Annotated in this window: 19 protein-coding genes and 1 pseudogene; 9 read left to right on the forward strand and 11 right to left on the reverse strand. The window is 65.6% G+C overall.

All coding sequences use genetic code 11. The features are described from left to right. Nucleotides 1–87: 87 nt before the first annotated feature. Complete coding sequence (locus VF647_13825) at nt 88–639, forward strand: hypothetical protein (protein ID HEX8453177.1); 552 nt, start codon at nt 88–90, stop codon at nt 637–639. A gap of 97 nt (nt 640–736) precedes the next feature. Further along, nucleotides 737–4,621 carry a hypothetical protein gene (locus tag VF647_13830; protein HEX8453178.1) on the forward strand — a complete coding sequence of 1,295 codons (3,885 nt, stop codon included), beginning with the start codon at nt 737–739 and terminating at the stop codon, nt 4,619–4,621. Between the two features lie 125 nt (nt 4,622–4,746). Here the strand turns inward: VF647_13830 and VF647_13835 are convergent, their stop codons facing one another. The 6 genes and pseudogenes from VF647_13835 to VF647_13860 form a co-directional block, all read right to left on the reverse strand. Further along, the gene (locus VF647_13835; GenBank protein ID HEX8453179.1) at nt 4,747–5,928 is read right to left on the reverse strand and encodes a sialidase family protein; all 1,182 of its coding nucleotides are present in this window, start codon (nt 5,926–5,928) and stop codon (nt 4,747–4,749) included. Between the two features lie 728 nt (nt 5,929–6,656). Continuing rightward, nucleotides 6,657–7,196, reverse strand: coding sequence for a hypothetical protein (locus VF647_13840; GenBank protein ID HEX8453180.1), 540 nt, complete (start codon nt 7,194–7,196; stop codon nt 6,657–6,659). 17 nt (nt 7,197–7,213) lie between these two features. Next, nucleotides 7,214–8,662 (reverse strand): hypothetical protein, encoded by a 1,449-nt coding sequence (locus tag VF647_13845; protein ID HEX8453181.1) that lies wholly within the window; start codon nt 8,660–8,662, stop codon nt 7,214–7,216. A gap of 60 nt (nt 8,663–8,722) precedes the next feature. Then, nucleotides 8,723–9,019: a WG repeat-containing protein gene (locus tag VF647_13850; GenBank protein ID HEX8453182.1), complete on the reverse strand. Its 297-nt coding sequence runs from the start codon at nt 9,017–9,019 to the stop codon at nt 8,723–8,725. 193 nt (nt 9,020–9,212) lie between these two features. Further along, nucleotides 9,213–9,323, reverse strand: coding sequence for a WG repeat-containing protein (locus VF647_13855; GenBank protein HEX8453183.1), 111 nt, complete (start codon nt 9,321–9,323; stop codon nt 9,213–9,215). Between the two features lie 15 nt (nt 9,324–9,338). After that, nucleotides 9,339–9,398 (reverse strand): annotated as a pseudogene (locus VF647_13860) (WG repeat-containing protein). 1,610 nt (nt 9,399–11,008) lie between these two features. Between VF647_13860 and VF647_13865 the strand changes: the two are divergent. From VF647_13865 to VF647_13875, 3 genes are all read left to right on the forward strand, one after another. Further along, nucleotides 11,009–11,518 (forward strand): DUF3883 domain-containing protein, encoded by a 510-nt coding sequence (locus VF647_13865; protein ID HEX8453184.1) that lies wholly within the window; start codon nt 11,009–11,011, stop codon nt 11,516–11,518. A gap of 77 nt (nt 11,519–11,595) precedes the next feature. After that, entirely contained in the window at nt 11,596–11,775 is a 180-nt protein-coding gene (locus tag VF647_13870) for a hypothetical protein (GenBank protein ID HEX8453185.1), read from the forward strand. Nucleotides 11,776–11,796: 21 nt separating this feature from the next. Then, nucleotides 11,797–12,690 (forward strand): hypothetical protein, encoded by an 894-nt coding sequence (locus VF647_13875; protein ID HEX8453186.1) that lies wholly within the window; start codon nt 11,797–11,799, stop codon nt 12,688–12,690. Here VF647_13875 and groL read toward each other — a convergent pair. Genes groL through VF647_13890 form a run of 3 tightly spaced genes read right to left on the reverse strand, consistent with a single transcriptional unit; the run spans nt 12,601 to nt 15,978 of the window. Continuing rightward, the gene (gene groL / locus VF647_13880; GenBank protein ID HEX8453187.1) at nt 12,601–14,601 is read right to left on the reverse strand and encodes a chaperonin GroEL; all 2,001 of its coding nucleotides are present in this window, start codon (nt 14,599–14,601) and stop codon (nt 12,601–12,603) included. The two genes, VF647_13875 and groL, sit on opposite strands and share 90 nt — an antisense overlap. A gap of 8 nt (nt 14,602–14,609) precedes the next feature. Then, entirely contained in the window at nt 14,610–15,209 is a 600-nt protein-coding gene (locus tag VF647_13885) for a hypothetical protein (protein HEX8453188.1), read from the reverse strand. 19 nt (nt 15,210–15,228) lie between these two features. Next, nucleotides 15,229–15,978 carry a hypothetical protein gene (locus VF647_13890; GenBank protein HEX8453189.1) on the reverse strand — a complete coding sequence of 250 codons (750 nt, stop codon included), beginning with the start codon at nt 15,976–15,978 and terminating at the stop codon, nt 15,229–15,231. 233 nt (nt 15,979–16,211) lie between these two features. Between VF647_13890 and VF647_13895 the strand changes: the two genes are divergently transcribed. Continuing rightward, nucleotides 16,212–16,382: a hypothetical protein gene (locus VF647_13895; GenBank protein ID HEX8453190.1), complete on the forward strand. Its 171-nt coding sequence runs from the start codon at nt 16,212–16,214 to the stop codon at nt 16,380–16,382. Between the two features lie 86 nt (nt 16,383–16,468). On the opposite strand, the gene VF647_13900 is transcribed toward VF647_13895, so the two are convergent. Together VF647_13900 and VF647_13905 are read right to left on the reverse strand one after the other, a co-directional pair. Then, nucleotides 16,469–19,936, reverse strand: a complete 3,468-nt coding sequence (locus VF647_13900; protein ID HEX8453191.1) for a hypothetical protein — start codon at nt 19,934–19,936, stop codon at nt 16,469–16,471. A gap of 433 nt (nt 19,937–20,369) precedes the next feature. Then, nucleotides 20,370–21,560 carry a hypothetical protein gene (locus VF647_13905; protein ID HEX8453192.1) on the reverse strand — a complete coding sequence of 397 codons (1,191 nt, stop codon included), beginning with the start codon at nt 21,558–21,560 and terminating at the stop codon, nt 20,370–20,372. A 223-nt stretch (nt 21,561–21,783) separates the two neighbouring features. Here VF647_13905 and VF647_13910 point away from each other — a divergent pair, with 223 nt between their 5' ends. The 3 genes from VF647_13910 to VF647_13920 all read left to right on the forward strand — a co-directional run bounded on the left by VF647_13910 (nt 21,784) and on the right by VF647_13920 (nt 25,092). Beyond that, entirely contained in the window at nt 21,784–23,061 is a 1,278-nt protein-coding gene (locus VF647_13910; GenBank protein HEX8453193.1) for a hypothetical protein, read from the forward strand. A 13-nt stretch (nt 23,062–23,074) separates the two neighbouring features. Continuing rightward, nucleotides 23,075–23,569, forward strand: coding sequence for a hypothetical protein (locus VF647_13915; protein ID HEX8453194.1), 495 nt, complete (start codon nt 23,075–23,077; stop codon nt 23,567–23,569). A 140-nt stretch (nt 23,570–23,709) separates the two neighbouring features. Next, complete coding sequence (locus VF647_13920) at nt 23,710–25,092, forward strand: hypothetical protein (GenBank protein ID HEX8453195.1); 1,383 nt, start codon at nt 23,710–23,712, stop codon at nt 25,090–25,092. The last annotated feature ends 64 nt before the right edge of the window (nt 25,093–25,156 follow it).

The raw sequence follows: 25,156 nt of genomic DNA on the forward strand, positions 1-25,156 counted from the left end.
CTTTGGCGTGGCGGACTTGTGCTGACAAAGGACATGAACGATAGACTTACCGCCGATCATAGCGATCAAGTCTCCGGATCCCGCTTGATGGACCGCGTGCGCCTTCAGGTGCCCACCGCACCTTCAGCGGCGCTCGCTGCAGAGGCGTCCGCCAGCGGCTTGGGGAGCGACGACGCACGCCAGGTCATCCAGGCCGCGGAAGCCCTCTTCCAAAATCCTGGGTCCAAACCCCTCGCTGAGCCTGCGTCACCGGCTCTGGCCCGGCTCGCAGTGGAGCGTTTCGCCGCGCTCTTTGCGGCTGCGCCGGGTGTATTCACCGAGGCGTTGGAGGGGGCGCGAGCTGGAGCGGAAGTCTTGTCCACCGACCGCCTCCAAGGGTTGGCGGAAATCGTACAGAACGCCGATGATGCCGGCGCAACGCGGATCTTCTTCCAGTTGGAGCCGGGGGAGCTCCTGGTCGCACACAATGGCCGGCCCGTCAATCTCCGGGACGTGCTTGCACTGACCACCCCGTGGCTCACGACAAAGCGGGACGACGCCTCGGCGACTGGCCGTTTTGGGATCGGGCTTATGACGCTCCAGGCGCTCGCCCCCGCGCTGGAGATTCTACTCTGGGCCGTACTCGCTCGGCCTTGGTAGCCCCTCCCTGGAGTGGATCGAGAATCTTGTCCCTGCCGCCGTCAGCCGCGCAGCAAGCACAACCCTTCTCCGTATTCCGTTCGGCCCCGGCGTTCTCGTGGCAGAGGAACTCGCCGAGTGGTTCGATCGCTGGGACGACTCGGCACTATTGTTCCTCTCTTCCGTCCGCGAGGTCGAAGTCCGCGCGGGCGAACGGCCCCTCTGCATGCTGAAGCTGGAGTGGGAGGAGTTGGGGGACGAGGTCGCGACGATCGGGACGCAGCCATACACGGTGAGCCGACGCTGTGCACGTGCTCAGGATGGACGGCGCTGGATCGTGCACACCGTCGGAGCGGCGCCACCCGCGGGAGTCGAGCGGGCCAGGAAGGCGCGGGCGGAGAACATGCCGCTGGGGGTGGCGCTGCCGCTCTCCCATTGCGAGCGGGGTTCCGTCTATGCCGGACTTCCTGTAGCCGCGACTTGGCTGTGCGCAAGACTGCACGGTCAGTTCGATCCCACGGCAGGTCGGCAAGGACTCGCGGCGACTCCATGGAATACCGCACTCTACCCGCTCGTGGCGGACCTCTGGCAGGCGGCCGTGGTCCGGCTCTTCGCAGAAGCGCCGTCGAGTGCGTGGGCGGTCGTGCCGCTCCCCGAAACGGATGCCGGCCCCGGACCTATCACGGAACTCGAGCGGGTCATGCTCGCCCGGGCGCGGTCCGAACTGCCGAAGCGCATCAAGATCACCGTGGGCGGGAGTGTCTGCCCGCTCGCCTCTCTCGCGGTCGAGGTGGCGAGCCTGAGCGGCGTGATCACGGAAGCCGAGACGGCGCGACTCGCGAAGCTGCCGGCGGCGCTTCCCACCGCGGTTCGCGACGAGGAAGCTCGCTGGCGCGACGTGTTGCACGACTGGCGGGTGTCAGGTGCGGAGCTTCCCCCGCCTGTCGACGTCGAAACCGCCCTCGACCTGCTCCGCGACGCCGGGCGTGACCCGGACGCGGTGGTTACACTCGCCGCTGCCGCCGTCGGCGAGGGACTCGAAGATAGACTCGCGGCGTTGCCGTGTATCGTGCTCGACGACGGGTCACGCACGCGGCCGCCGACACAGGCGGACGCGTGGATGCTGGTCGTGACCTCCGGAGGGATCGGAGACGAGCTCGGTGTCACTCGCACGCTGCATCCGGCGCACTTAGCCGCTTCAAGCCCAGCCAAGGCGGTACTGGAGTGGCTCGGCCGCGCAAAGGCGCTTGTGCAGAGCCCGAACGCCCTTGCAATCCTGAGTCGGCTGGCGCGTGCGGGAGAGGCAGGGCAGCGACTGCCCAATCCGCTTTCGGATCGGCAGGTGTCGGCATTGCGCGATGCTTTCGACACGCTGTCGCCCGACGAACGTACCAGAGTGGGTCCAGGCGTGGGGCGCGCAATCCAGTTGCGGGCGCAGCGCTTCGACCGGAGGGGCCGCCGACAGGAGACGGTTGCGACCCCTGCGGAGGCCTATATCCCGCAGCGAATCGAGAAGGACCGTGAGGGTTTCGCGGTTGCGGCAGGCAGTGCGCCAGACCTCATCTGGCTCCATGGACGCTACGCCGAGGTGCTACGGTCGCCTGGGCGGTCGGGGCTCGGTCCCCTGCGTTTCCTCCGGCTGCTCGGGGCCGAAACCGTACCTCGGCTCACCCCGCACCCCCAGCTCGAGAAGCGCTACGTTAACGAGCGACGACTCGGGTTGCACATCTATCTGGACGGCAGTCCGGGGTCTCGCCGCGAGGCGATGGAGGCGCTGGGCGCAACCTACACGCTCGAGGACAGGCACAGCCCCGACCTCGTCGCCGTCCTTGAATCGATCGCCCGGGAACGCAAGGCGAGAACCAGGCGCGTGAGAGCCGCGGCGATGCTCGGCGCGCTAGACCGGGCCTGGGAGCGACTCGCAGACACGGCGAACGTCGCCGCCGCATCCGACAGCTACGGCTGGAACTCGAGGGGCACGGTCCGGGCGTTCTGGCTCTGGCAGGCGGCGACGATCCCCTGGCTCGACGATACGAGGGGAGTTCCCACACCGCCCATCGGACTGCGCCGCCGCACGCCGGGAACCGTCGCCGTGCATGGGCCCGACGCGGCGGGTTACCTGCACAAGGACCTCCAAGAGCATCGGCTGGACGTGCTCGCGGCGTTGGGGGTTACCGGTGACCCGGACACAGGCACTCTGGTCGCGCGGCTGCGCACACTCCAGAAAACGCAGCCTCCAGATGAAAGCGTTGCGACTGAAGCTGCGGCCATCTATCGCACGCTAGCGGAGCGGCTCGCGGATGGTAGGCACCTGCCGGGGGACCTGTCGTCGGCGCGGCTCCTGGCGGAGTTCAATGTGCTGCCCGGCCTGATCCTGACGAACCGCGGCTGGAAGCGGACGTTCGAGGTTCTCAACGGGGATCCGGTGTTCGGCGAACGCCGCGCGTTCGTGCCGCTCGTTCAAGGGACAAAGCGGCTCTGGACAGCCCTCAAGGTGCGCTCGCCGTTGATCAGCGACTACGTGAACGTGCTGGTCGAGATCGGGGGCTCGCGCAAGCCACCCGCTGTCGCCGATTCCGTGGTCATGCTCGAATGCCTGCGTTTCCTGGCACATCACATCGGTGAAGTAACGCAGGGCGGCGCCGTGGAACGCCAACTCGCGACACTGCCGCTTTGGACGAGCCGGGGCTGGAAGGCGCGGAGGCCCGTGTACGTGGTCGATGATCTCCCGCTTGCCGACGGGCTCAAGGATCGGGTGCCGGTCTGGATGCCGGGCGGCGAGGTGGCTCAGTTCAAAGTCCTGCGCGCGCCGCTGCATCTGACCGAGGTGGTTGGCGCCTCGGCGAGCGTGGTTGATGCCGATCAGGCGGAAGCCCACGTCGAGGCAACTGCGACGCTCCGGAGCGCCGTAGCTCTGCTGAAGGAGGATCTGATTCGGAATGAGCCTGCGGCGGCGGGTAGGATGCGGACTGAGTGGGACCGGCTCGCACAGCTCGAAGTGCGGATTTCGCCCACTCTGCAGGTTCGGTTAAGTGGTGTCGGATTCAGGGACGGTCTGGTCGTCCCGGTTTCCGCCAAAGCGGACTTGGACGCGGGCATACTCTTCATGCGCGATTCCGGTCGGCTTGCCCGCGTCGACGGCGGCGGCCGCGCAATCGCGAGCCTATTCGGGACCGACCCGCGGCGTCTTGCGCAAGCGTGGTTGGCCGCGTGCGGAGAAGCCGAGGCCGGTCGTGAGGCGGTTCAGCTCCGGCTCTCGGAGGAGCGTGCAGCTGCCGAGCAAAAGGCGATAGCAGAACGACTTGCCGATTTCCGGGCACGGACGGCAAGGGCGCATGAGTCACGCCCGGCCGGCGGTGGGCGAACCTTCGGATCCACCATGCCCGTACCCGCGGCTGACACGCGTCACGGTGCGCAAACGCCGTCCTCTCCTGCTCAACCGAAACGAACGCTGATCGATCCCTCGAAGTACCGGCTCGTCGATACCCAGGGCAGGGTGGAAAACACCACCGGGGCGAAGATGAAGCCTGCGAAACAGGACTCAACGGGCGAGCCGCTGGCAGAGCCGAAGCAGGGTGGCGCCACGCCTCAATCAAACACTTCACCGGCGCAGTACACGGGAGAAGAAAAGGAGAGACTTGGGTTGGGGCTCCTTCAGAGGGTGCTTGCGAGCGATGCGGGGGAGGTGATCGACCTGCGCGCCCAGCGGGGCGTGGGGGCGGACGCGGTGGACCTCGACCGGCGGTACTATGAATTGAAAGTCTACGCAGGCCAAGAGCCCGATCAGATCGTGCTTGAAGGCTCTCAAATCAAACGGGCGCTCATTACGCCCGCCTTCTTTCTCGCAATCGTCTCGGACCTGGAAGGCGACAAGGCGCGTCCCAGGGTTCGGATCATAGTCAATCCGCTCGCCCAATTGCAGCCCGGCGAGAAATCCTCGATGCCCTTCACCGGCGTTCGATCGGCCCACTCCTTGGTTTACGAATTCGACCGGGATAGCTGAACGGTCAACCCGCAGTCGCCGCTCGGCGGGCGCGGACTTCACATGCGACCGGCCGCCCACACACATGGTGGACGGCCGGTCCTGTCTGGATCTGCTTCCCGCTCGCGGTGGCCGGCGTGGATTCGCTACCGGCTGGGGCGCGGGAACACCTGAGCCCACCGGGTGCCCCGCGGCATGTAGATCCGGTTGCCGGTGTACTCGTAGCCGCTCACCTCCGTCAGCAGTGCCGTCCCGGAGGGCGTGTGCAGGAACGCGAGCGGCCGCTCGCCGTACTCCGACTGGTCGTCGGGGTAGCGGACGTAGGAGATGTACTGCTGTGCCAGGAGCTGCAGGCCGGCGGACGAGCGGCGGAAGATGGCGAAGACCACGTGGCGCTGCCCGCCGCCGTCCGCCTGGAATGTGGCCGCGAGGATCCCTCCCGCGCCGGCGACCACCGAGTCCTCCGAGGCGCGGGCCGGCTGGAAGCCATACGCCGAGAACACAGTCCGGGAAGCCTGCCTGAGCTGCGGCATGATTCCGGCCGGTACCGGTTCGGACTCCATGGTGATCGCTCGGACCGCGATCGACGTGTAGACGCGCCCCACGAAGCCGCCGCTCGTGAGGTGCAGGGCCGCTTCCGTGACCGGGTCCTGGATCTTCAGGTGCGGAGTCACCGTTATTGTCCCGGCGGCAACCTCCTCAACCGAGGGAGCGACGTGGAACAGGCGGATGCCCCGGTAGAAGAGCTCCACGAACTTCGACTCGGGCTGGACGCCCGTGCGCCGGGCTTCCGCGAGCGCCTCGCTGATCGGCTCGAGGATCTGGGTCCCGCGGAAGTCGGCGACGGGCATGATCTCGTACTCACCATCGGTCGCCCCCCACGCTGAATAGAGCACCACGCGCGCAGGCGGGCTCCCGGCCGGGGGCCGGACGTGGCGGCGCTCCGCGCTGGGCGGAGCCGGCGGTGGGGGAGCCGGTGGAACCGGCGCTGCGGCCACGCGTGGAACCTCGGATCGTACGACCACGAGTGTCCCGGGCGCGGACGGTCCAGCGTACACCAGTCCTGCGGGACTCACCGCCACGGCCGCGAACCCGCCGGGGCTCGCGAACTGTGACCAGGTCGCGCCGTCGTCACCCGACCAGAACAGTCCCGCGTCCGTCGCGGCCCAAACGCGCCCCGCGCCGTCCACTGCGAGCGAGCGCGTGTTCGTCGGCACCGGCAACCCCGCGGTGTAGGCCCACGTCATCCCGCCGTCGGTCGAGCGGAAGATTCCCCGGTGGGTGCCGGCGATGAGCGTTCCCGAGGGCGGCTGCGCGATCGCGCGCACCGTTCCCTCACGGAGTCCGGAAGCGGGCCGCTCCCTGGTGTCACCTTGATTCCGGGAAAAGTAGATCCCGTCCTCCGTTCCCACGAAGAGCAGTCCGTCTCGCTCACCAGAAGCGCGTGGACATTCGTCATCTCGAGCCCGCGGCCCACGCCCTTCCACCCCGCCGGATCCGAGCGGAGGATCGATCCGCCGCGCGTGCCGAGGAAATACAGGGAGTGCTCGGGATCGGCGACGACGGCTTGGCCGTACTTCGAGGGACCCCGCCGATCCCAGCTTGCGCCCGAGTTCCGCGTTTCGAACAGTCCGCCGCTCCAGCCGGCCACCACCGCCAGCACCCGGCCGTCGGGTTCGGCCTGGATCGCGCGGATGTTCCGGTCCGCGAGCCCCGCGCTCGTCCAGGAACGCCCCCCGTCCGCCGAGCGGAGCACGCCGTTCCTCTCAGTGCCCGCCCAGATCGTACCGTTGCTGTCGACCGCGATTGCCTGGACCCCGCTGGCGAAGTTGCCATGCGGTGGAAGGATCGTGGGCTGCTGCGCGGCGCGGTGCGCGGATTTGCTACCGCCACGAGATCAGGGCCAGAAGCGGGCGCGCGCGGGATCGGAGTGGAAGGGCAGGTCGGTACATGATTCTGGGAGGAGGGTGGACGCCTGTTGGAATCGGTGGGTGCGACCATGCGCGCCCCCCGATGGCTGAAACCGTAGCTGCCGACCATCACCGAGGGTGGCAATTCACTGGCCCGGCCGTTTGCTGAGGAACGGGATGTCCAGCGACCCTGGCTGGAGCATGAAGAAACCACTCAGGTGACGGTGATCTCTGGCATAGGCGCCGAACAGGAAACCGACACGGGAGCGCGAAAAGGCATTGTTCTTACGCACTCGAATCAACGCGGAGACTCCTAGGTACCCGCCACCACCCAACAACACGGCCGACTTCGAATCCACCGTCGGTGTTCCATCGGGTGTTGCGGCCGGCACGGTATCGGTCTTCGCCCCACTTGCGAGGGAGCCGAACCCTCCGAGATGCAACCGGATACCCTCGCTGCCATCCCGTCGCAGAAACGCGAACTGCAGATTCACGGCCGGGCCTGTCATGGGTGTTGCCGCCGCGAGAGACTTGTCCGCCCTCGAGAAGGGGAACATAAGTCCGCCGAACACCTCCGTGTCGACCCAGCTCAGAACTTTGCCCGGCCGCACGATCGTGGCGGTAATCGGGGACGGATCGTGCACGTACAGGTGGAAGGCCGGGTCATGCCGGACGGTGATGGCCACCGACGTCCCTGGGTCCTTCAGCACGGCCACTTGGTTCGGGAAGAGATCTGAGATAGACCTGTTTTCCCCGTGACGAGAGTTTGCGCCGGAAGCTGAACAGCGGGAACGCCGAAAGCGTTCATCTGACCTGACACGATGATGTGCTGCCGGACACCCCCTGCCCCGGGTTTGATGAAGATGCGCACTTCGCCGAGGTCATTGCGCTGCTCCGCGGGAAGGTTCTGATAGTCGGCAATCGAATAGGCTCTACCGTCCTTCGTTCTGATTTCCACGACCTGACGGAGGGCGGTGGCCGTGGGATTCTCCTTTACCGTAATGTCGAAGCGGCTTAGAGCCGGTTGCTGCTTGTCTCCGAGCTCGAATGTGAGGTGGTCCAGTCCGCTCAGGTCCGGGAGTGTGATCGGCAGTGAGAGGATGTCGCCCACGTTGGTGGCCTCCACGGGATATTTCTGGCCGTTCAGGGTTAGGTGAAGGTGCGATCCCAAGCCCTTACCCCTGAGGCGCAGCCTGATGACGTCGTTGGACCACGTGAAGGGAGTGGCCGGCCCACCATTGACGTGAACGACCTGAACTAACGGTTGTTCAGGGTTTTCGTTGACCGGAACAGAAAGCTTGTAGATCGCCACCGCGCCGGCCTGATCGAAGACGTAGAGCTGGTCGTCAGCGGCTGCGGAGGTGAGCTGCAGCGTGCCGAGATACCCGTTCGTCGTGGGGTTGGTGACCTGGAACGTCCCGCGTCGCGCCGCGTCTGCAGTGGAGACGGGGTAGGTGACGCCAGACGAGAGGCTCTTCGCAGCCCCGGCAGGAAGAACGAGGTTCACGCTGCGGTTGTACGTTGGATAGAGCGAAGTGACCGGGTCGCTGCTGGGAGCGGCTGTGAGTGTCACGGCTGCAGGGGGGGCTGCAACCGCCGTTACCGTGCAGGTGACCTCCTGCACCGTTGGGTCCGCACCCTCCTTGAACGGCTTCTTGGACTGAATCGAAACCGTCAGGGTTGTTGTCCCTGCAGCAGTCGGGATGAAGCTCCCGGTCCAGTTCGATCCGGATAGTCCTACCGGTGAGCTCGCGCCCCCGGGTGCTCGCAAGGTCCCCTGATCGAACTCAATGGAGTTGTTGACGCTGCCCGACACCGTCAAAGGCGTGCCTGGCTGACCCTCCACCCGATTACACGAAGGGACTACCCACCCCAGCGCAGGACGTGCGATCAGAAGAGTTGTATTGATCTGCTGACCACCGATCGTCAGGCTCAAGGGTACGGAGCGGGTGGCGCGGGGCGAGCCATGGTCCTCGTTCACGCGAACGCGGTAAACCTTATCACCGAGGTGCATCGGCTGGTCGATGGTATAGAGGCCGCCACCCGGCTGGACCGAGATGTCGCCACCTTCCTGGTTCATCGTCAGGGTTACGTAGAACGTGTAGTCCTGGGGACGCGCCTCTATTCTCCAGACCGGACCGGAGACGTTCATCGGTGTGACATGCAGGGCACCGGCCTCCTGGCTTTCCGCGGTGACGCTGGTGATCTGGAGCTAGGCATGCCCCGGCCGGACCTGGAGCGAGGCGATCAATAGCACCGTGCCGTACGTCAGCGAGCGAGTCATGGGCGACCTGTGTGGAGAAATTGGTTGAGTACGCCAGGGGACCGCACCAATCGACGCCCGGTCACTTCCGTGCGGCGTCACGAAGTTTCCGTGAGGGTCAATGTACCGGAAGTCCGAACTGCCCGCCGTGATCTGCACGCTGGCCAGCCCCTCCTTGAAGCTGTCGCCGTGCCCGTTATGGGGCGGCACCACGTAGTTCCCGTGGCGATCGATGTAGCCCCACATCTCGCCCTCCTTCACCGCCGCGAGCCCCTCATCGGAGAACGGGAAGGCGAAGGTGAAGGGTGGCTGGATGACGAGTTTCCCGTGCGGTCGATGTACCCGTAGAGGTTTCCGTCGCGGACCGAGGCGAGCCCGTTGTGCAGGTGCGAGATCTCGGAGAACCTCATGCCCGTCACGTAGTGCCCGGCGTGGTCGATCAGGCCCATCGGTCGGCCACCAGCACCGGCGCGAAGCCTTCCTTAAAGTCGCCCGCCCAGTCGAACTGGGGCTGGATCACGATCTTCCCGGACGGAACCACGTACCCCATCCGCCCGCCGGTCTTGACCGCCGCCACGCCTTCCGAGAAGTCGGCGACGTCCTCGTAAATGGGCTGGATCGCCCACTGCCCCGTTTGTCGATGAACCCGGTGCCCTCGGGGACGCGCACGGCCGCGCGCCCGGAGTGGAAGTCGCGGGCGCCCTCGAAATCGTAGTCGATGATGTAGCTGCCCGAAGGCCGCTCACGGTAGACGGAGCGCCCCTCCCCGGTGTCGATGCGATCCCACGAATCGCCAAAATGGGAGACCGGGAATGTGGGGTTGATTACGATCTTTCCTTCTGTGTCCACATAACCCCACTGAGAGCCCACGCGGAAGCGGGCCAGTCCCTCGGAGTAGTTCGCGTCCATGTAGCCCCACTTGCCCTCGAACGACACCGGCGTAAGCCCGAGATGAGAAAGCTCCCGCCTGCGTGGCTGGCCGGACTCGACGAAGCTGCGCATCGTCTGGGTGGCAGTTCCTTCTCCCCTGCGCCCTGAGTCGCCGCAGGCCGCGAGGAGAAGGCACGATGCCAGGACGGGTGTGAGCATTATCGGCTTCATCTCGGGTCTCCAGTCGGAGGTGCGATTTGATGAAGGAAAAGCCACGCGAAGAACCGCCCGACGCGCGCCAGGCGCCCCGTTGCCGCGACTTCGCGGAAACGGCACCGTCATCGCAACGGTCCAGAAGCGATGAATCCGTAAAGGAATGCCAGCGGGAGGAGAATCACTGCGTCGGGCAGCATCACCATTTCGGGTCAATGCTCCGCATGGTAAACGGAGGACCGTCGGGGCAGCAAGAGATTTGATTGTGGGTCCACCGGCCGCAGCCTTTAGCTGCGAGGTCCAGGGTCCAAGCGTCAGCAGTGGACCGCGGCGGTCCCGGATCTCTGCGCGCCACACGACGCCGAAGTACCGGCTATCGAACGAACTCCTTGGTTTACAAGTTCGATCGGGATGGTTGAACGTCAAGGCGTAGTCGTTCACTCAGCCAACCCTAAACAGCCGCTACGGGCGCTGACAGGAATGCGCTATCGGCGATGCCGACTGATTAGCATTATGGACTGACCACTTTGATCCTAACTTTCCGATCACAGACGTGCCTGGAACGCTGACAGTCAGGCCGAAAAAGGCCAGCCACCTCGAGAGACTTCTACTCCCGATTTTCGACTGTTAGCCACTCAGGGACGGGACACTTCGCCTTCTCGAACGCTGTTTTGACTGTTGCTCTTATCACGTCGGCAGCTTCGGCCCGAGTCTGTGAAGGGAGCGCAGCCAGGAGAGTAGTCAGCGCTTCGGCAGCATTACCGCCGGCAATCACACTGAAGTACCACGACGTAAGCTTGGCCAGATTGGTGAAAACCATCCCATCCCCTTGCATAGCAACAACTTAGAAGGGGATAAGCTGCCAGTCGCACTACGCGGCCGCTCAACTAATCGCCACCCTCGAAGACGGCGACCCGGAAGGAAGTCTCCGGGCGAAGGTCGGCCGCGACGCCCGTCGCGGTATCACCCACCTGCTGCCGGTGCAGCGCGCATCGTACGTGCGGTGCTCGTGCCCCTCGAGGTAGTAGTTCCCCTGTGGGCCAGCGAGAGGAGGGTCTACGCCGAGCGCATCCAGCAAGGCCGGCTCGTGAAACGGAGGGCCAATCCCGCCGAGAATGGTCGAGTCCTACGCTGTACCTGGAGGATGAGCAGGTGCCCGAGATCGCGGCGATTGTTGAGGCAGCTTCGGGCGTGATCGACCTGGCTCGGGTCGAGCCCGTCTTCTCGACCGGCGGTGCCCGAGGTGCGGGATTCAGTGATCCGCTGCAGAATGAACGCGCAGAACGGGCCGCTGTCGCCCTGGTCGTGGGCCGGTACGTGGACGCGGGCTGGGACGTCGAGTCGGTCGAGCACGCCGGGTGCGGATACGACTTGGATTGTCGCCGCGGTGACACGGTGGAGCATGTGGAAGTGAAAGGGGTGCAGGGCGATCAGCAGGAGTTCTTTTTGACGGTGGGCGAGTTCCGCCGAGCGAGAGACGACCCCGACTTCGTCCTGGCTGTGGTCACGTCAGCTCTGTCGGATGTTCCGGTAGTGAGCGAGTTTCGCGGGAGCGAGTTTCTGGCCGTCTTCCGGCTCGATCCCGTCCAGTACCGTGCAGCCCCTGAGAAAGCTACGTCTGTAATGCACCATCCGGTCATCTCGCGGGCCATGCGCTCTTGACTGGATGCGGGTGGCGGTGGACGATTGGTTGACGCTCGCGGGTAGCCCGTCGCCGCTCCATCCGCGACCCGTTACTTATGAATATCTCGTGGACTGACCTTCGCCCCCTCAAAGGATCGCAGCACGCCGCGTTCGAAGAGCTGGTGTGCCAGCTCGCCGCGGGTGAAACCGTTCCGAAAGGCGCGCGCTTCATCCGCATCGGCGCTCCTGATGCGGGCGTCGAAGCTGTGTGGATCCTGCCAAATGGTGACGAGTGAGGCTGGCAGGCCAATTACTTCATGGCGACGCCGGGCAATTCGCAGTGGAAGCAGATCGACGAGTCCGTCGAGACGGCTCTGCTCAAGCGGCCGCGGCTGACGCGCCTGACGATCTGCACCCCGCTCGACAGACAGGATCCGGGATACCGAACCAGCACTGGTTCATGGACCGGTGGAACCAGGGTCAACCAGTGGACGGCCGCGGCCGGCACCCGCGCGGTCGATTTCGGTTACTGGGGCCAGTTCGAAATCCTCGAGCGCCTGGCACGGGAAGAGAATCGCGGCCGAACCTACTTTCGGTTCAACGCCGAGGTTCTTACAGGCGATTGGTTCCGCGCCCGGCTCGACGAATCGATCGCCAACGCGGGTGCGCGGTACACTCCCGAGCTGAACGTGAATCTCCCCATCGTTCACGTGTTTGACGGACTCGGGCGCAGGCCCGAGATCTTCCGTGATCTGAAGAGTCAGCTACGGGACATCCGGAAGAGCCACGCAGGCTCGGTGAGCCCTACTGTCCGCGAGATCGCTCCGGCTGGCTTCGACCTGCTTGATGCGGACATCGCGCGCCTTCGGGAGGCCATCGGCGCGATTCCGGAGCAGGTGGGCTGGATCGATTGGGAAACGATCCGCCATATCTGCACCGCAGCGGCGGACCATGCATCGGGATTCACGGACCTCTTCGGGGCCGAGAAGAGGGCCCGGCGAGAACGTGCAGCCTCCCAGCCCAAGGACTCGCGGCACTCCGGGAACGGGGGAAACGCACGAGCGGGGACGGACTCGGTGCCGTCCCCGCCCTTGCGCTTCCGCCACCGGCTCGGCTCCGTCTTAGTACATGTCAGCCATGCCGCCGGACGCCGGCACGTCCTGACTCCGGACCATCTCCGGCCGCTCCACGACGACCGACTCGGTGCTTAAAAGGAGCCCCGCAATCGACGCTGCGTTCTGCAGCGCGGTGCGTGTGACCTTTGTGGGGTCAATCACGCCCGCTTCCACCAAGTCCTCGTACTCGTCGGTGCGGGCGTTGTATCCCCAGTGCGCGTTCCCGCTCTCGCGCACTCTCGCCACCACGATTGAGCCCTCGACGCCCGCGTTCTGAGCAATCTGACGGATCGGCTCCTCCAGCGCTCGCTCAAGAATGCGTATCCCCGCCTGCTGATCCACGTCGTCCACCTTCAAATCGTGTAGCGCCGCCTGGGCGCGAAGCAGCGCGACACCGCCGCCAGGGACAATTCCCTCCTCCACCGCCGCGCGTGCCGCGTGCAGCGCGTCCTCTACGCGGGCCTTCTTCTCCTTCATCTCCGTCTCGGTGGCCGCACCCACGTGGATCACTGCCACGCGGCCCGCCACCTTGGCCAGACGCTCCTGTAGCTTCTCGCGGTCGTAGTCAGATGTGGTTCTTTCGACAGCCGCACGAATCTCTCTGATGCGGGCTTGGATGACCTCGATCTCCCCGGCTCCGTCCACCAGGACCGTATTGTCTTTGTCCACTAGGACGCGCTTTGCGCGGCCCAGGTCGCCGAGCACGGCACTCTCGAGAGTGAGGCCGACTTCCGCGCTGATTACGCGGCCGCCAGCGAGCACGGCGATGTCTTGCAGCATTTCCTTGCGGCGATCGCCGAAGCCAGGGGCTTTTACCGCGCAGACTTTGAGCGTGCCACGCAACTTGTTTACGACCAACGTCGCCAGCGCCTCAGCGTCAACGTCCTCGGCGATGATCAGAAGCGGCCGGCCCACCTGCGCTACCCTCTCAAGCACTGGCAGCAGATCCTTCATGCTGCTGATCTTCTGTTCGTGAATGAGGACAAGGGTCTCCTCAAGCACCGCCTCCATCCGGTCAGGGTCGGTGACGAAGTATGGCGACAGGTAACCGCGGTCGAACTGCATCCCCTCCACCGTTTCCAGCACGGTCTCCAAGCCTTTCGCCTCCTCCACGGTGATGACGCCGTCCTTTCCGACCTTCTCCATTGCTAGGGCGATCAATTCCCCGATCTCCTCGAAGCCCATAGGCTGCTGGAAATCTGCGCTCCCGAGCGACACTTCCGCCCTCCTGCGCTCGTGAAGGGCGCGAATAGCGCGGTCGAGTCGGGTAAACGCATGATCTGACGCCGCTTCTGCCAGCATGCCCGCTTGGTCCGCCGTCAGCCCAGCCGTCTTCGCCGCCGTCCAAAAGGTCATGGGTAGCGTAGCAGAGACGCTAACCCGGTGGTCCGCAACTTTGCCGGGGAGAGGCGGGAGGGCGTAGTCCGCCGCCAGATCACCAATGGTAGGCGCAGGGTTGTTCGCGTCGTCTAGCGCGATGAGTTCATCGAGCGTCACCGTGTCGACGCCGGATTCCACCGGTTCCCGGGACGACGCAGCCCCCCCGGTACCCGCCGAGATGTTGCCGACCTGTGCGATCTCGCGCCGGCTCGTGACCGGGACGGACATTCCCTTGAGCTCGGCGACCACCTTCTCCACGGCCTTGTCGATGCCACGCTTAAGCGCCATCGGGTTCGCGCCGGCGGCGACCATTCTCAGACCTTCGCGGAAGATCGCTTGGGCTAGTACTGTGGCGGTGGTGGTTCCGTCGCCGGCAAGGTCGCTGGTCTTAGTAGCCACTTCCTTGACCATCTGCGCACCCATGTTCTCGATTGGGTGCTCCAGCTCCACTTGTTGAGCGACGGTCACGCCGTCCTTGGTGATCAGGGGCGCCCCAAACCTACGGTCGATTACGACGTTACGGCCCTGGGGCCCCAGCGTCACCCGGACGGCGTCGGCCAGCTTGTCCACGCCGCGCCGGAGCGCAGTGCGGGCGTCAGTTCCAAAGGTGAGTTCCTTGGCAGCCATCGCTCAGCTCACTTGGTGGTGAGGGAGAGGGCCGGTTGCCGGATCTTCCACGTGCCGAGGTTCCGGGCCAGCTGGCTCGTCTCGGCCTCGAGGGCCTTGATCAGGAACTTGGGATCGGAAACTGTCTTCACGATCCGGAAATCCGGAGGCAGGTGCTTGAACTTCTCGTTCAGCTTGTCACGAAGTCCCTGGCTCAAGTCCGCCTGGAATTGCGTTTCCCGCTCGGAGGTCATCACGAAGATGTAGAATCCCACCCGGATGTACATCGGAGTGTTGGACTCGGTAGCAATGCGATTGCAGATCTCGATCACCGTGTTTTCGACTGCCGTCTGCGACGAAATTCCTTCGGCGCCGACGGCGTCCACGAGCACGCCTACAAAACGCTGCCATGCCTCGCCCTTCCGTGCCTGCAAGTCTGACGGCGAATCCCAGGCCACGCGGAAGCGCTGCTCGTCGAATTGCTGGAAGTTCGTCGCAATCGTCGGGCAGAGTTCATTGATCAGCTTTTCATATCCCGCGAGCGGGTGTTCCGCGTTCCACGGATTGCATTCCCGCGGGGAAGCGCCATCGACGACCGCGAGGCGGACAGCTTGGTAGCTCGTGCTCATCACGGGATCTGAGGTAAGTTCATGAACGTGCGAGGCGCAGCAGGTTCGCAGCGACGCGTGAGGGGATGTTCTCCGGGATCTCCCTCGGCGTCCATCCGCCGAGATCGGCAGCCAGTTCTTCGGCGGCGGAAGTCCAGTCGGCAACCAGACTCTGCTCACGTGGCGTGACCAGCCCGATTTCGCCTGCCGCGGCCGGAATTGCCGCCAGCGTTTCCAGCACCCGCTGGTACTCGTCCTGAGACGCGTTTCCCTTCACCACCTTCGGCAGGTGAGCGAGTGCCACGTCTCGGAGTTTCTGTACCTTCCCCAGGCTCAGATCCTCTGTCTTCCAGAGCGCCGATACGAGGAGGACCGAGGCCAGGATCTGGACTGCAGTCGCCGAGACGTGAAGCGTAGTTGGTATGTCGATCTGAGAGGCGTCGCAAAGGGCGCACGCGAGGCTACCGTTCACGACAAGTAGGCTGCTCCAGAGGGCACCGTAGGCTACGCTCAGCAGGATCGTCGTGAAGAACACGGGGCGGACCGACTGCCGGAACGTGACATACGCCGTCCGAGCGTGCGTAAGGAGCAAAATAAAACTGAGCGCAGTGCCAAGGACTATGAAGAGAATCGACTTGGAAACCGGGCGGGGGGTCTGAGAAACCGTGTCGATGTAGCGCGACGAGAATCCCAGTGCACCCAGCAGGATGAACAGGGAGGGTCCGATCAGCCAGGGCGCGGCGTACTCAAGGCGGGCGGGCCAGTACACCCATTCGCGGGATTTCGACATGCGAATCGACAGTCCGAATAATGGCGCAGCGGCGCATCAACCTTGATCCCAACATACCTTTCTTCAAACTGACGCACCAGATTTCGACTTGTCATCCGTCGTTCGCACGAGGCGAGCGCGGTGGGACTCCTGCGCGTGGTGATCCGGGGTGGGTCACCCGTTGCACGCATGCAACGAAACCGCAGCGGTGCGGGAGCATCCCGCGGGCGCGGAGCGCTGACGCTTGAGCCCGGGTGAGCCAGGTGAGCACCGGCCGCATCGTGCTCCCGGACGAAGTGCTCGGCATGCCTCCCGAGAAGCAGCAGCTGCTCGTCCGTGGCCACCGGCCTCTGTACGTCGACAAGCTGAACTACCTCGAGATGCAGGAGGTCCGTGGGCTTTATAAGCCAAATCCGATGTACTGAAGTGGAGTTACTTCGGGACTTGGGGAATAAGAGCTCGTCGGCACCTATTGTCGGGGCGCTTTCCCTCCTCTTATTCCGTTGGGCACCTACGCACTTCGGGTTGATTTTAAGCGCGCGCGCCGCAAATGGGCGGTCCGGTGTCGGAGAATGGAACTCAGTACGTAAATGCGATCACCAGAGGAATCGCAGATGTTCGCCACACGATTCGCGTCACGGTAACGGCCCCATTTCGCGTAGCGCTGCCCTATCGCACGACAGAGCGTATGACGCGATGCAGCCAACCGGATATTTGTATATACCGCTTCTGCGGCGGGCAAGCTGTCTTGGAGCACAAGCGCAATCCCCAGCCCCTCGAGTGCGCGTCCGCGTTCTACCTCATCGCGGATTGAGGCGGTGAGCCGCCGCGATTCCGCAATGTGGCCAGCAGTAGAAAGCCGCAAGGCGGCCGCGGCGCGCGCGGAGTCGGCACCCGCGACTACGATTTTCCGCAGGCGCAGATCGGCGGACTGCATGGCGTTGGTTCGCAGGTACTCCGTGGCCACCCTCACTCGCCATGGACCCATGCGCGAATGCTCTTCCTCATACGCTGGACACTGGCGGAGCGCGGCCTCGAGCGCGGCAAAGCCGCGTGAGTGATCACCCTCGTCTAGCAAGTACGAACCAATGTCAATCAGCGAGTCGCAGCGCTTTCCGGGTATGGTCGCGAATTTAAGGGCAGAGTCGGGCATTCCGAGGGAAAGGTACAGTTTTCCAACAATGCTCTCGTTCCAACCTCGGTTCGCATAGACGCTTCCCGACGTGTCGAGGGTGTACGCGACGACCTCGGCGCGTTGCCTTTCTCCAGCGTTGAATAGGAGTTCCACGGCACGACTGTACATCAGGCCTTCAGCCCCGAGGTACTCACCACTCGGAGGTCCCTTGAAGTCCCCGAGCGCAATTCTCGCCTCTCGGATTTTCTGAGACTGGAACAGTACCGATGCCATGGCTAGGACCGCCTCGTCCCGGGACACGCCGCTCGAGAGGCGGCGTACGACCTGCAACGCGGTATCCAGTCCCGCGGCCAAGGCGATTCCGCCGGCAACAATCCCCACATAGTTCTCGTTGCCGTCAAGCGGAGCACGCGCGGCTGTGGTGAGTACCTCGGGAAGCATTCCCGCACGCGCGAAGTGATCGATTGCTGCGATCAATTCCTGTTCCGCGACACGGTTCGGGTTAATCGACCCCATGCCCGGTAGTTGGCTCGCAGCCCAGAATGCGGCGGTCGCCTCCTCGATTCTCCCAGCACGCCCAAGTACTTCCGCGGCACGCACCAGTTCCTGCTTCTCTCTTCGATTCTGTATAGATCGGTCAATCTCCACCGCGGTGAGCGACAACTCCGCCGGAGCATTGATTTCCTGCGCCACGTCGGCGATATGGACCAGTGCCTCCAGCCGCCCAAGGCTGTCGGGCAGGCTGAGTGCACTGGCTCGCGCATCAGTTAGGGACCGCTCGCGCGCCGATGCAGGTCTGAGATGGGAAAGCCCGCGGGCCACGTCGGCAAGCACCCAAGCCCGGGCGATCGGCGTTTTGGTCGCGGCGGTCAGCGCAGACGCGGAGTCCGGGTGGATTTGACCTAGGGCCTCGGCCATTCGTGCAATTAGTCCCGTGGTGTCGTTCTGGACGAGGTGCCCTAGACGTAGAGCCTGCTGCAGAACCCGGCCCGCCGCTGGTACGTGGCCGAGTTGGAGTAGGCTGTCCGCGACAATGGCGAGCATGGCTGCCCGCTCGGCGGGTGCGCGAACAAGGGCGGCGGCGGCAAGCGCCTTCTCAACAGAACCACCTTCGGCCAGCGCGAGGGTCAGGGTAGTCAGGGTCGCCCCATCGTCGTCGTCGTGGAAGAGGGTCGCCAGTCGTATGGCCTCCTTTTCGGCGAGCCGTGCTTGAACCGGATTCGAGTTATTCACGCTGAGTGAGACGCTTCCAAGAAGAAGCATTGCTACCACTGCGACCGCGAGTTGCGCACGGAATGCCCATAGAGCCTCCGCGATCATTCGGCGGGCGTCCTCTGTGACCGCAAATCGACGCAGTCGGACCGCCTCGCTGAGCGGCAAAGGCGTCGCAATCCGGTCACGAAGCCGCCGCCGTCCAGGGGCAGTTGGCGCGCTACGCGTCTGCAACAGCCACATCTCCAGGCGGGCCTCCGCGTTGCGCTTTTTTACCAAAAAGGGATCAGGGGCGTCGTGCAGGAGTTTCGCTAACTGGTCGTGGATGAGTTCGAACTTGTCCGGAGCCTCCGCGGTGCTCGCAGGAAGCCGATTTACTAGTAGCAGGCGCTCAAACGCACGTAGTACTCTGTCGAGGGTTTTGGCATCCAGTGATCGGAGGCTGGGCGCTTTCAGCAACTCGTTCGCAGCCAATGTGAGGCGGATCCCCCCTGGGGAGAGTTCCTGGAGGACAGTGAGGGCGATCGAACCATCCACGCCTGTGGTCTGGCTGACTTCGCTTCGCACGTCCTCCAAGAAGTCGCGCACAAGCCCCTCGCGCCCTCCGCGCGCGCGGTACCGCTCGACAGAGAGTTGCGCCGGGCCCTCCCTTTGCAACATTCGGCCAACGCCCTGGAGTTCGGCGGGTAGCACTGTCCACGGTTCGCGTTGCGAGACTCGTTTGTCGCGGGGCGGCCGGAGGAGGTCACGGGCGAGGGTCGCCGCCAGGTCGTCCATCTGCTGCGCGCGCAGGGGATCACCGTCCACGAACTCCGAAAGGATCTCCTCGGTGACTTGTCGCGCTTCGGCCTCACGGAACGGCTCAAGCATGTGCAGCATGGAAAGCGACAGTACTCGCTCGCTGGGATCAACCTGAAGGAGCAGCACGAGGAGCAGATCAAGTCGGTCGCGACGGAGCGCGACGGCCACGCGTGCGCGGTTATCGGCGACTAGGTCGTGGAGCAACGATAGGAATGCTACACGCTCATCGCTGCTGGAATGCAGAAACAACTCCTCGAACTGATCGATGACGATGATCAGTGGACGGCGGTCCACTGCGGCTGGCCAGGCACTTCTAATAAGCGTTGCGGCACGGGTTGGCGGAAATTCCCTGCTCGGTACATGTGGCAGGTTCACAGCGCGGGCAAGTTCACCAAATGGATTGTCGTGTACCCGCAATTGCACCACCTCAGCCCAGGCCCGCATTTCAGGAACAAGTGCCGCATTCAACAGGGAGGACTTGCCGCACCCTGCCTCACCAGCAAGCACGAAGAACCGGTGGCGGAGGTCTCGGATCTTAGAACGGCATTCGACTTCGTCCTGAGTTCGACCCGGGAGCGTCTCGCCTTCTGTGTAGGGAAGTAGGCCGCGGAATCCGCGCCGGTCGGTTGGCCCCTCCTCTGGTGGTACGACCCGCAGAAACAGGCGCAGAAGCGGGCTTGTATAGCGGAGAACAACGATCGTCAGGACTGCCCCCAACAGCAGTGGGAATAGTCCCCATGTGAGTGCTGCGATAACCGTTGGCACGGCAGCGGCAATCGGCAGAAGCGGGCGGAAAAGCTCTACAAATCGGCGGTGTTGACGGCGCGGCATGGGCGATGTGAGCGGCGAACGCCCGGCCGCAGGGCGCGGGCAAAGGAGTCGGGGCGCGAGGCGCAGCTCGCGCGGTCTTGCCGATGTGCGTTGGTCTAGCCTCCCAGGCAGGTCCCACGTCTGGGAAGAAGCCGGGTTGCCCAGTATACTCTCGGTTCCGGGCAAATCCAAGCATGCGCCGCGAATGAATAGACCGGGGATGATTGCAGGAACCGGAGATAGGGCATTTGGGGCACAGCGGTATTCATCTGCGACAACTACTGCGCTTGAACCCAGTCCTGCCGCTCTCAGGAACGTGGCGTAGGTGCAGTCCTGCCACCGCTCCGAGACGGGGTCCTCGATCTGTGGGTCATCCTCGCGGATGGCGAAACGCTCGTTGATGGTGCTGCTTACCGAATCCTGCCGGACGTTTTGGGGTGAAACGAATGCTTCCTCACTGGCCCGGCGGCTCGATGCCCTCTCGGAACGTCCGCGCGACCATCTGGATCGTCTGCAGGTGACCGAGCGCGGCGCCGATCCGGTTCACGCCTGACTGGCGCGCGGCGCGGATGACGCGCTCGCGGCTCTCCGGCTGGAGCCGGTTGAGGTGCTCTTGCGCCGCCCGGCCGAGCTGACTCGCCTCGCGGCTGGGGTGGACAGGCGCGGGCCGGTTTCGCATCACCTGTTCACGGTCGCGGCCAATCCCGCTGTCGGCCGCAACCCGTGCCTCCTCGCGGTCGAGGGCGGCTCGCACGTTCTTCGCCCCGTGCACCGCGGGTCCATTCTGCGGCTGAAACGTGCTCCACTTCCCCAGGTCCCCCTCGTAGTACCCGATCGTCTCGATCCGTTGCGCCACGCGTTCGCGCGCTTCCGTTTCGGCCGTCCGGTCGCGCCGGGGGATCACGCCTAAAAGGCGTTTCGGCGCGGTGATCTTCTGTTCGTTCTTCAGCAGCTCCCCCGAGCGAATGCGCTGCGCCGTCTCGGACGGCCCGTCCCGCTCCAGCGCGCGTTCGATCCGCCCCAACGCCTTCGCACTGTCGGCGAAGGCTCCTTCGACCTCGCTCTTCAGCGCAGCCTTGGCGCGTGGGATGTTGGCCTCCGCGGCCGTCAGGTTGTCCCGGTGGTCGGCGATCTCGTGCAGCCGGGCTTCGGCGGCCTGACGCCGGTCCGCACGCTCCTTCGCCTCCGCGAACCCCTCGATCTGGTCGTACGCGAGACGCTCCTCCGCGTTGAGCCCAGTGCGGGGGTCCTCTCCCGGCAGGGGCCATCGGGCGTCCGCCGGTGCGCGGCCGAGTGCCTCGGCATCCGGCGCCCGCATCACCCGCTCGATCTCGCCGTCGCGGATGAGCTGCGGCCCGGCCGGAGTGTGGTCGTGCGTCAGCCAGCGTTCGATGTCGGCCGCGACCCCGCCCTCGCGCAGGGCGAGTTGGGCGCGCTCCCGCGCCGGGCCATGCACGCGGACGGGCGGCTCTCCGTAGTGGGTGAAGTTGTCCTCAAGCCTGCGGCGGACCTCTTCCGCTCCCTGGGTGTGGGCGTCGTAGCGCATCGCGCGGAGTGCCGCGGTGGGGTCCGCGTAGAGCCCGCGTGCGATGTGCTCCAGCTGCGCGCGTGCGTTGATCCGGTCGTCCAGCGGGGCGGCGCTCACGTCGCGTCCTGGGCACCTGGGAACGGCGGAAATTCGGTACTCGATGGTACCCCGGCGGCAGGGGCCGGGACCGTCCCCGGTCTGATTGCACGGGGTAACATCGGCGGACCTGAACGCCTTACGGGAGATCGCCATGACGCGCGGAGCCGCCTCTGGACCTGCGACACGGACGGGGATGGGGGCGGATGCCGCCGGGAGCGCGCTTGCCTCCCGGACTCGCCCTGTGGCGCCCGCTCGTCGGCGTTCGGGACTGCGCCGCTGGCAACAGGAAGCCACGCGCTGCTGGGAGGACGGCGGCCGGCCGCGGGATTTCCTGGCGGAGGCGACGCCCGGCGCCGGGGAAACCACGTTCGCGCTGCACCTCGCGCACGGCGCCCTCGCTGACCGTCACGTCGACACCCTGGCGGTGATCTGTCCCACCACGCACCTCCGCCGGCAGTGGCAGATCGCGGCGCACAGGGCGGGAATTGAGATCTGCAGTGAGATCCCCGGCGCGCGGCTGGATCAAGCGTTCCGCGGGGCCGCGGCGGCCCGTCTCCGCACGGCGCTGGATCCCGCCGGCGGCTGGATGGGGCACGCACTGGAGCGGGCCCACCGGCGTCTCCTCGACGTTCGGCTGCGGGGCCACGCGGACGCAGGCGGGCTGGTGGTGTGCATGGACCAGGCGCATGCGCGAAAGGTGGCGGAGCGCCTGCGGCAAGTCACGGGGATGATGCCCGCCGTCGCCCTTTCGGACGACCCGGATGCCTCGGCAGTGATCGCCCGATTCACGGCGAGCCGCGAGATGTGGATCGTCGCGGTCCGCCAGGTGAGCGAGGGAACCGACATTCCGCGGCTGCGCGTGGGCGTCTGGGCGACCAACGCGAGCACCGAGCTCTTCTTTCGCCAGGTGGTCGGACGCTTCGTGCGCGTCGTCCCCGGGCTGTCCGAACAGGACGCACATCTCTATCTACCCGCCGATCCGGGTCTGCTCAGGCATGCGCGGGCGCTCTCGGACGAACGTTCCCATCACCTCCCGCAGCAGACCGCTTCCGACGACGTGGAGATCGCTCGCGCGCGGACGGGCGAAGGCGAGGAGAGCGACTTCCGGGCGCTGGGGTCCACCGGGAGCGACTGGGAGATCGTCGTCGGAGCACGGGTGCTCGCCCCGGCGGAGCTGGAGCGGGCGCGGGCCGTCGCTGAAGAATGCGGACTCGCGCTCGAGGACCCGCTCCCCTTCGCGCTGGCGCTGCGAGAGGCGGCAGGCCCCGGGTCCGGCTGCGACGTCCCCGTGGAGGCGCGGCGGCGTGCGCTCCGTGCGTTGCTTTCGCGAAGGGTCCGCGAGTACTGCGCCCGGACCGGTGCCTCACACCGCGACACCTTCGCTCGCCTGAAGAGACTGGCGGGCAAGCCGGTCAGGCGGCTCAACGAGCTTGCCCTCAGCGGGCACGTGCGCGCGGTGGAGCGGTGGCTGGAGCAGGCGCCGCGGCCGGATACGGCCGCCTCCGCGCCTACGGTCTGAGTGCGAAGGTCACGTGAACGCGTCCTCCTTCGCAGCGGGCACGGTCGAGTACACCGGCGCACCGGAGTCACTCGCGGAATGGCTTCGTGCCCGGGCTGAGTACCTGGAGGCCTGGGAGGGCGACACGCCCACCGTGCGTACCCTGCGGTGTGTAGCGTCCGAGTTGGATGCGGCGTTCCGGCGGGGCGCTACCCGGTCTGTTAGCCTCGCCGAGGCCGCCGGGATCGGCGGATACAGCGTTTCGCACTTGGGGCGCCTCCTGAGAGAGCAGCCCGAGCGCAACGTCGGCACGAAGCACCGCCCGGCCTTCGCGTACTACGACGTGCCGCGGAAGGCTGGCTATCAGCCGGCGCAATCCGACGACGAGCACACTCCCCTGCGCCTTCAACTGGAACCGGCCGCGCAGACGGGCGTCCCGCGTCCTGACGTGGAGCGCAGACGCACGCGGGCCGCCGGCGCGCTTGGGTCCCGGCTCCTGTCGGCCAAGGCAGGCGGGATGCGGAGGTAACGGGTAGATGAGCGGAAAGGTCGAGAAGAGCTGGAGCACGGGAGATTACGGGACCACCGTCTCGGTGAAGAAGGTTCGCCGGACGGCGGTCCCTCTACCTCGTCTGGTACGACCCGAACGCGCCCGCCGGCGAGAAGTGGATGCCCGACGGCATCGTGGTTACGCGGTACGGCAATCTCCGGAAGGAGTCGCTGGGGCATTCGGACTGGGAGAGGGCCAAGCGCGAGGCGAAGCGGATCCAACGGGAACTGGAGACGGCGTTAGAGGCGCAGCAGACAGGCACGCTTACGCTCACCGCCCTGTTCGAGAAGTACGAGGCCGGTGTCATCCTCCCCCGCGTCGAGCAGAAGCAGCGCCTGGGGAAGAAGACCGACGACCTGGCCGAGTCGCGGCGGCGCGCAAACCTCTGGCAGGCGTATGTCCGCACCGTCGACCCGAAGGCCTTCGGCGACGTTCGCCGCCTTACCCATGATCTCATTGACCGCTTCGTCGCCGACCGCCGCGCCGGCCGCGTGCGCGTGCAGGGCCGCAAGCTGCGCGGGGAGGTGACCGACACCACCATCGGCGCCGACATCACCTTCCTCAACACCTGCCTCAACCACGCCGCGCACAAGAAGCGGCGCTGGATCCCGGAGAATCCGATCTCCGGCTACGGGGTGCTGCGCAACGCGCGTCCGCTTCGCATCTGGGCGTCCTGGGACTGGTATGAGGCCGTGCGCCCGTACGCGGACCGCATCGACGAGCAGGGGCTACTCGGCTTCTGGCTCGACCTGGCCTTCGGCACCGGCTGGCGCAATACGGCCATCTGCGAGTTCCGGCCGTGCGACTACGACCCGAGGCGCGATCCCGTGCGCTGGCCGTACGGGCGGCTGCACAAGCGGTGGGAGACGGACAAGGAGATGGACGGCCGGTGGGTGCCAATCGACGGCGAGCGCACCCGCGCCTCGGTGGAGATGCTGATCCGGAAGGGCGGGGCCGTGGGGGAGAGCTATGCGTTCCGGGCGCCTCGCTCGGACGCGCCGTGGGACCGGCACTATGTGGCCAAGCTGCTGAAGCGGCTGGTGGACACCGCTAACCTGGAGCGTGCCAGGGCCGCCGGCGTGGTGCTGCTGGGCTACTTCAATGCCCGCCGGGAGGAGGCGTTCCGCGAGGCTGTGAAGTTCCTCGTGCCGCAGGTAGATGGTGCGACGGCGGCCAGGCTCAGGGAAGCCGTGCGGGACCCGATCGGCAACCGCTCCTACATGATCCGGCTGTTGCGTGACGTGGTGACGGATCTGAACCGGGAGCGGGCGCAGGCGGCGGGCGTGCTCTGGATCCCGTACGTCAACGCGCACGCGGTCCGCCGGGGGTGGGAGAACGACCGGCGGCACCACCCGGAGAAGGCGCGGATGGACGCGCAGGGGCGGAAGGACCCGCGCAGCCTGCGTAACTGCTATCTCACGGAGGACCCGGAGGAGATCGCGTTGGCGGTCACGCAGCCGGTCCGGAAGCTTGGAATCGTGGTGCAGGGAGGACGCTCGTGAGCCTCGCGGTGCCTACAAACCCCCGAAACAAACATACACAAAAACATACACGCCCCCTCCGGAC

Origin of the sequence: Longimicrobium sp. (assembly GCA_036387335.1) — a bacterium.
GTDB lineage: Bacteria > Gemmatimonadota > Gemmatimonadetes > Longimicrobiales > Longimicrobiaceae > Longimicrobium.

Excerpts from the sequence above, each read along its gene's own strand:
- VF647_13825 (HEX8453177.1), top strand. The coding sequence starts at position 88 with ATGGACCGCGTGCGCCTTCAGGTGCCCACCGCACCTTCAGCGGCGCTC.
- VF647_13845 (HEX8453181.1), bottom strand. The coding sequence starts at position 8,662 with ATGAACGTCTCCGGTCCGGTCTGGAGAATAGAGGCGCGTCCCCAGGAC.
- VF647_13850 (HEX8453182.1), bottom strand. The coding sequence starts at position 9,019 with ATGTGGGGCTACATCGATCGCCACGGGAACTACGTGGTGCCGCCCCAT.
- VF647_13855 (HEX8453183.1), bottom strand. The coding sequence starts at position 9,323 with ATGGGGTACGTGGTTCCGTCCGGGAAGATCGTGATCCAGCCCCAGTTC.
- VF647_13870 (HEX8453185.1), top strand. The coding sequence starts at position 11,596 with ATGAATATCTCGTGGACTGACCTTCGCCCCCTCAAAGGATCGCAGCAC.
- VF647_13875 (HEX8453186.1), top strand. The coding sequence starts at position 11,797 with ATGGCGACGCCGGGCAATTCGCAGTGGAAGCAGATCGACGAGTCCGTC.
- groL (HEX8453187.1), bottom strand. The coding sequence starts at position 14,601 with ATGGCTGCCAAGGAACTCACCTTTGGAACTGACGCCCGCACTGCGCTC.
- VF647_13885 (HEX8453188.1), bottom strand. The coding sequence starts at position 15,209 with ATGAGCACGAGCTACCAAGCTGTCCGCCTCGCGGTCGTCGATGGCGCT.
- VF647_13890 (HEX8453189.1), bottom strand. The coding sequence starts at position 15,978 with ATGTCGAAATCCCGCGAATGGGTGTACTGGCCCGCCCGCCTTGAGTAC.
- VF647_13900 (HEX8453191.1), bottom strand. The coding sequence starts at position 19,936 with ATGCCGCGCCGTCAACACCGCCGATTTGTAGAGCTTTTCCGCCCGCTT.
- VF647_13920 (HEX8453195.1), top strand. The coding sequence starts at position 23,710 with ATGCCCGACGGCATCGTGGTTACGCGGTACGGCAATCTCCGGAAGGAG.